Origin of the sequence: Bradyrhizobium sp. 142 (assembly GCF_023074015.1) — a bacterium.
Taxonomy (GTDB): Bacteria; Pseudomonadota; Alphaproteobacteria; order Rhizobiales; family Xanthobacteraceae; genus Bradyrhizobium.
In genome coordinates, this window is sequence record NZ_JADPKQ010000420.1 from 39,205 (window position 1) to 45,505 (window position 6,301).

Below are 6,301 nucleotides of genomic sequence, written 5' to 3' on the forward strand. Positions count from 1 at the left end.
CAAGATCCTCACCCTGTGAGGCTGAAGCACCGCCATGCGGCTGACCGAAGCTAAAGAACGTAGGTCAATCTGATACATTCGGCCCTGGATAGCCATGATCTCGATCGTCGTGCCAGCCCACAACGAGAGTTCTGTGATTGCACGGACCTTGAGTCAATGGGTCGGCAACCTGGCTTCGGATGAGATCTGCGTGGTTGTCGTTTGTAACGGGTGTACGGACGACACTGCGAACGTGGCCCGGCGCTTCGGTCCAATCGTCCATGTTGTCGAATCCGATATCGCAAGGAAAACCCACGCCCTGAACCTCGGTGATCAGATCTCAGGCGTGTTTCCGCGGGTTTATGTTGACGCCGATATTGTTATCACCGTTGAAGCCATCCGGGCCCTGGCAAAACGCCTCGAGCAGGGGGACGTTTTGGCGGTGGCTCCTACGGCCGATATCGATCTGACAAGCTGTTCCTGGCTGGTCCGCAAATACTATGCAATTCGGTCACGGCTACCATCTTCGCGCGAGGGCATCGGCGGGTCCGGCGTCTACGCGTTATCCGAGGCGGGGCGCAGGCGATTCGGCCAATTTCCAGAGATCATTGCTGACGACACCTATGTTCGCCTTCAGTTCAGACAGGAAGAGCGGGAGACATTACCCTGCGTGATGTCCACGGTATTTCCACCACGCACCGTGCAGCAGCTGATCGCGGTCAGAACTCGTGCCTACAGGGGAACGTTCGAGCTCGCCCAGCGCTATCCTGAGCTGCGCGTGAACAAGGGAGAAGCCAACAATCGGACGCTCATTGCATTGTTCAAAGAGCCCCGTTCGTGGCACGGACTAATGATCTATTGTTGTGTCAACATGATTGCCCGATGCAGGGCGGCCATGGGCGGAGCCCATCTCTGGCCCCGCGACGAAACTTCTCGAGCCGCGCTATCTGCTGATTCACTCCACTGAGATTGTAGTTTCGGTGTTCGCATCGGGCGTGATTTCCATCCTTCGTGGCCCGCGCCAAAGCTCTCAAGGTGGGCCCTTTTTCGCTGCCATAGCGAGACGTCAAATCAGATTGAATTCTGAGCGGGCACAAAAAATATCTTGATTTTAAATAATTCAGCATTTAATTTGTTATCAATTAAACTCTTGGTCGCGATGATCAAATCCGCCGTGGGGTTTGCGAGGCTGCGGCGTTCATGGAGGCGAACCGATGCTTGGGAGCCCGATCCTTCACCGCAAGACGTTGCTGAATGACAGAACGCTGCAGTCACGCAGCATTCGCCCGAAATTGCTCGCGGTCTCCTCGGGCGGGGGGCACTGGGTGCAGCTATTGCGCATCAAATCGGCCTTCGAGGATTGCGAAGTGACGTTCGTCACCGTTCATGCATCGTATCGCGCGCAGGTGCCCGGCCACAAGTTCTATCTGGTCAATGATGCCAACCGCTGGACCAAGATGGGGCTGTTGAAGGCAGCGCGCAGAATCGCCTGGATAGTCTGGAATGAAAAGCCGGATATCGTGGTTTCGACGGGCGCTGCTCCCGGATATTTGGCGCTGCGGCTCGGACGAATGATGGGTGCACGCACCATCTGGCTCGACAGCATCGCCAACGTCGAGCAGCTTTCGATGTCGGGAGATCGAATTGGTCATTGCGCCGACCTCTGGTTGACCCAGTGGCCTCACCTGGCGCGACCTGATGGACCCCACTACACCGGCGCGGTGCTATGATCTCTCGCGACTGTCGGAAGGCAGGGATAGTTTCACCGTCTTGATCCGCACTGCCGACCAGGGGGCCGGCACGCACGGCGGCGCTGATGGGTCCGCAAGCTGCGGATCAGGGCTGTGTAGGTTTGTAACGATGAGTCTGATTTAATGTCATTGTGATTGATTGGTCTGATGAGAAATTTGGATCTCATGAATTGCGACCCGGATCAGCTGTTCAAGATTGGAATAAGTCCTTTGATACCCTTCCCAGAGTTGAAAGCTCAGTATCGTCAGATCAAGTCTGAGATCGATGCAGCGCCAAGTTCGAGCGTGGATCGCTCCGGTGCTCGCCAACAAGAGGGTGATAACGCCGTGATTCCAATCGCATTACCGCTGCTTGCCGAGGAGGAGGCCGAAGCGGCGCGCGCAATTGTGCTCTCCGGCTGGGTCTCGCAAGGCCCGCAGGTGGTCTCCTTCGAGCGCGACTTTGCGGCGCTAGTCGGTGCGCCCTATGCTTGTGCCGTTTCCAACTGTACGACCGCCCTGCATCTGGCGCTCGCAGCCCTGGAGATCGGGCCCGGCGACGAGGTCATCACCGCCAGCCACTCCTTTATCGCCACGGCCAATTGCATCCGGTATTGCGGCGCGACGCCTGTCTTTGTCGACATCGATCCCGCCACCTACAACATCGATCCCAACCGGGTGGCTGAAGCGATTACCCCGCGCACCCGCGCGGTGATTGCCGTCCACCAGATGGGCATGCCCTGCGATCTGGCGGCCCTCGCCACGCTGGCCGATCGCCACGGCATCGTCCTGATCGAAGATGCGGCTTGCGCCGCCGGCAGCCAGATCCGGATGAACGGCGACTGGGAGCGCATCGGCGAGCCGCGGGGGAAGATCGCCTGCTTCTCCTTCCATCCCCGCAAGGTGATCACGACCGGCGAGGGCGGGATGCTCACCACCGCCGATGCCGAGCTTGACCGCAAGTTCAGGCTGATGCGACAGCATGGCATGAGCGTTCCGGACACCGTGCGGCACGGATCGTCGCAGGTGATCTTCGAGGACTACCTGGTAGTCGGCTTCAACTACCGGATGACCGATATCCAGGCCGCGGTCGGGCGCAAGCAGCTCGAGCGGCTGGCTGATTTGGTGTCCCGACGTCGCGCGATCGCGGCGCGCTATGGCGAACTGCTCGGCAACTTTGAAGGTCTGAGACTGCCTGCCGAGCCGGGCTGGGCGAGGTCCAACTGGCAGAGCTATTGCGTGCGGTTGCCGGACCGCGTTGACCAGCGCACGGTCATGCAAAGCCTGCTGGATCAGGGCATAGCGACTCGACGCGGCATTATGTGCTCGCATCGGGAAGCGCCGTACGCCAACGAGAAGCCGCGCCACGATCTGCACCAGTCCGAGCTCGCGCAGGACAATTCGATTCTGCTGCCAATTTACGCACAGATGAGCGAACAAGATCAGGAGCGGGTCGCCGATGCGCTGATAAGGGAGCTCCAAGCGTGTGCGGTGTACGGTTGAGAATGTCAGTTCGGTTCGAAGCTGGCGAAAGATGCCGCGTGGCGAGGTGGTGATCGTTGTTCCCTGTTGAATTGATGCCGCCCCGTGCGTGGGAAGGGCCCTGGTCGGTCCGTCGCTGATCTTCGAGTTTTGATCATTGACGATGTCTCATCGGATCGCTCGCTTGTGTCTGCGTGGGCCAAAATATACCCGGCGCCAGAGGTGAAATTGCGCAGGTACATGGTCTCGTCAGACGACAAGGGTCGGTCCTGATGCCCGCAGGCGGTGTTCACTACGGCATCGGGCAACGCATCGTACGTTGGCAGTTGGAGATGTCGCCGCTGACTCCCGACTGAGGGCCGTCGGCGGCCTCGCTTCCGCAATGATGCGCTTGACCTCGTCACAGGTGCCGGCCGGTATGGTCGATTGTAAGTTAGCCGTGATCCTATCGATGCAAGCTTGACTTTTTGCGGAATCGCCACGGCAATGAGGTCTTCGATTTTGCTTTGTGGATGGCCGGCGATGATCACCTCGAGTGTTTCGGCGATGTAGGCGATCGGATTCACATCGTTCAGCTTGCAGGTTTATGCCGCCCGCCGAACTATGCCGAGTCGGGTTGTTTTCCCCAGATTCCTCGCTGACCGGCGTTTGGTCGGTTCGGCATAGTTCGTTCTGTGCCTCCGCTTTCAACAGCGGAGGACAGGAAGATGGAGGTTGAAGAGTACTTGGGCAGAAGCCGGCTGTACCGGCGTCTCAGAAGCGGGCCGCACGGACAGCTCTGGCACGATTCTCAGGGAGCGTGCCTGTTTACAAAAAGACTCGAAAGAGGAAGATTCATCTGGCCTTCGGCTGCCGGTGAAGCCGTGACGATCTCTCCGGCGCAGCTTTCTTACCTGCTATCTGGGATCGACTGGCGGAATCCTCAAGAAACTTTGCGTCCAACGCGAGTTGGATAGCATTCTGCGATTGAACCTACCGGGAAATCTGATTCACTGGCTTCATGAGTTTGAAGCCGGATGACCTTCCTTCGGATCTCGCCAGTGCGCATTTCGGGGATTGTGAGCGGCGATTTCAGGCGATCGTGAGCACTCGTTTCGTTTGATCGTGAGTAGGTATTTCACGCGATCATGAGCGGCCGCTTCGACCGACATGGTGATTGGTTCAGGAGTTTGAGTTTGCGTCAAGAGCTTGCTTGCGGGCGGTCTGCTTTCGCATGCTTTCTCCGGTAAGTTGAAGGCGTGAGCGTTGTGAACGAGGCGATCCAGGATCGCACCGCCCAGGCCACTGATCGACGGGGAGCTGGCTGGTGACGATGGTGGAGCGGCGGCCGTAGCGATCATCGAGGATCTCCAGAAGGTCGCGCCGTTCGGGCGGATTGAGAACTGACAGGCCCCAATCGTCGAGGATGAGGAGTTGAACCCGCCCGAGGGTTTTGAGCAGGCGGCCATAGCGGCCATCCCCGCGCGCGAGGGCGAGCGCCTCGAACAGGCGTGGGACGCGATGATACTGGACCGATCGGTTGTCGCGGCAGGCTTTGTGACCGAGGGCGCAGGCAATCCAGCTCTTGCCCAGCCCGGTCGCTCCGGTGACGAACAGGTTCTCATTGCGATCGATCCAGTCGCCGCCGATGAGTCTGGCGAAGACGGCGCGGTCGATGCCGCGTGGCGTGCGCCAATCGACGTCTTCCACGCATGCGCTCTGGCGCAGCGCGGCGAACTTGAGGCGCGTGGTGAGACGTTTGGTGTCGCGCTCGGCGGCTTCACGATCGACCAGCAGTCCGATGCGTTCCTCGAACGACAGGGCATTGAGATCCGGTGATCGCCGCTGTTCCTCCAGGGCTTTGGCCATTCCGATCAAGCCGAGTGCGATCAGCCGTTCGTGGGTGGGATGCGTCAGCATTGAGGTCTCCATGGGTCAGTGGAAATAACCCTGACCGCGGATGTTGCCGTGGCGCAGGGGTTGGTTGGTCGGATGTCTCGTCGAGGAACGCCCGATCGAGGCCGTTCTTGAGAATCGAACGGATCGAGGCGACGGAGCGAGCCTTGATGAGAATGCCGCGTCGGCAGGCTGCATCGACGCGCGCATGGTCGTAACTCCTGGTCAGCGACAGGATGCCGAGGCAGGTACGAAAGCCTTGCTCGGGATGCGGCCTTGCCGCGATGACGGCCTGGAAAAACGCCGCGGTAGAGGGCCCGATCTTCTCGCCGGCCGCGATCAGCCCTCCCGGCGTCCACTTGCCGTAGCGGCGATGGGCGCTCGGCATGTGATCGGCGATGGTGGTGTGGCCACGCCGGTTGGGCGCACGGGCGTGGCTCGCGATCCTCTGACCCTTGTGGAAGATCTCGATCGTCTTGTCGGCGATACGCACATCGACGAGTTCTCGGATCAGCCGATAAGGGGTGGAATACCAATGCCCGTCGATCTCGACGTGGTAGTCGGGGGCGACACGGCAACGCTTCCAGCGCGCAAAGGCGTAGGGTTGCTCCGGCAGTTCTCCCAGCTTGGGACGATCGATCTCGGCGAACAGTTCGACGCGGCTGGAGCCGAAACCGCGCATCTGGCGGGCGTTGAGTTCGCCGACCAGGACGTGGATGGCAGCGTTCAGTTCCGCCAGGGAAAAGAAGCGCTGATTGCGCAGGCGGGCCAGGATCCAGCGCGTCGCGACCTGCACGGCGACCTCGACCTTCGCCTTGTCGAAAGTCGTCGACTGCACGCTGTGTGGGTACGATCTCCCGCAAGGTGCGTATCACGCACCCGTTTCATCCGCGGCATGGTCTTTCATTCGACTTGATCTGCCGACGCCGTCATTGGGGCGAAGATCGTGTGGTCTATGAGGGCCCAAACGGTCGACTGTGCACGATCACCAGCGCATTCACCGATGTCGATCCTATGGATGACTTCCGGATAGTTGCTGCGGATAGAGCGGCCTTCCGCACGGTTGATCTGTTGGCGTTGTGTGATGTGTTGAGCCGGCTCGCCGAGAGCGTAGAGACCGGCGATGCGTAAAGGTAATTAGGCCTCATATGTAAACGAAATGACGCCTACACGCTGCCATGGCAGGGCAACCTATAGGGTTATAGCTGCAAACATTCCTTCATGTTGCGTCAGAT

General features: G+C 59.5%; 6 protein-coding genes and 2 pseudogenes. 4 read left to right on the top strand and 4 right to left on the bottom strand.

Annotation, left to right across the window (positions count from 1 at the left end; genetic code table 11):
* The first annotated feature begins 94 nt into the window (after window positions 1-94).
* Window positions 95-946, top strand: a complete 852-nt coding sequence (locus tag IVA82_RS39010; protein ID WP_247387722.1) for a glycosyltransferase — start codon at window positions 95-97, stop codon at window positions 944-946.
* A gap of 104 nt (window positions 947-1,050) precedes the next feature.
* Here IVA82_RS39010 and IVA82_RS39015 read toward each other — a convergent pair whose 3' ends face one another.
* Window positions 1,051-1,254: a hypothetical protein gene (locus IVA82_RS39015; protein WP_247387723.1), complete on the bottom strand. Its 204-nt coding sequence runs from the start codon at window positions 1,252-1,254 to the stop codon at window positions 1,051-1,053.
* A 92-nt stretch (window positions 1,255-1,346) separates the two neighbouring features.
* Between IVA82_RS39015 and IVA82_RS39020 the strand changes: the two genes are divergently transcribed.
* Window positions 1,347-1,709: a UDP-N-acetylglucosamine transferase subunit ALG14 gene (locus IVA82_RS39020; protein ID WP_247387724.1), complete on the top strand. Its 363-nt coding sequence runs from the start codon at window positions 1,347-1,349 to the stop codon at window positions 1,707-1,709.
* Between the two features lie 348 nt (window positions 1,710-2,057).
* Window positions 2,058-3,212, top strand: a complete 1,155-nt coding sequence (locus IVA82_RS39025) for a DegT/DnrJ/EryC1/StrS family aminotransferase (RefSeq protein ID WP_247387730.1) — start codon at window positions 2,058-2,060, stop codon at window positions 3,210-3,212.
* A gap of 5 nt (window positions 3,213-3,217) precedes the next feature.
* On the opposite strand, the gene IVA82_RS49235 is transcribed toward IVA82_RS39025, so the two are convergent.
* The gene (locus IVA82_RS49235) at window positions 3,218-3,757 is read right to left on the bottom strand and encodes a hypothetical protein (RefSeq protein ID WP_346658777.1); all 540 of its coding nucleotides are present in this window, start codon (window positions 3,755-3,757) and stop codon (window positions 3,218-3,220) included.
* Window positions 3,758-3,898: 141 nt separating this feature from the next.
* Here IVA82_RS49235 and tnpB point away from each other — a divergent pair, with 141 nt between their 5' ends.
* A complete protein-coding gene (tnpB, locus tag IVA82_RS39030; RefSeq protein ID WP_247387726.1) occupies window positions 3,899-4,147 on the top strand; it encodes a transposase in 249 nt (82 codons plus the stop codon).
* Between the two features lie 205 nt (window positions 4,148-4,352).
* Here the strand turns inward: tnpB and istB are convergent.
* A pseudogene (gene istB, locus IVA82_RS39035) lies at window positions 4,353-5,090 on the bottom strand (IS21-like element helper ATPase IstB).
* 15 nt (window positions 5,091-5,105) lie between these two features.
* Window positions 5,106-5,886, bottom strand: a pseudogene (locus tag IVA82_RS39040) (transposase); the annotation flags it as partial.
* Window positions 5,887-6,301 lie beyond the last annotated feature (415 nt).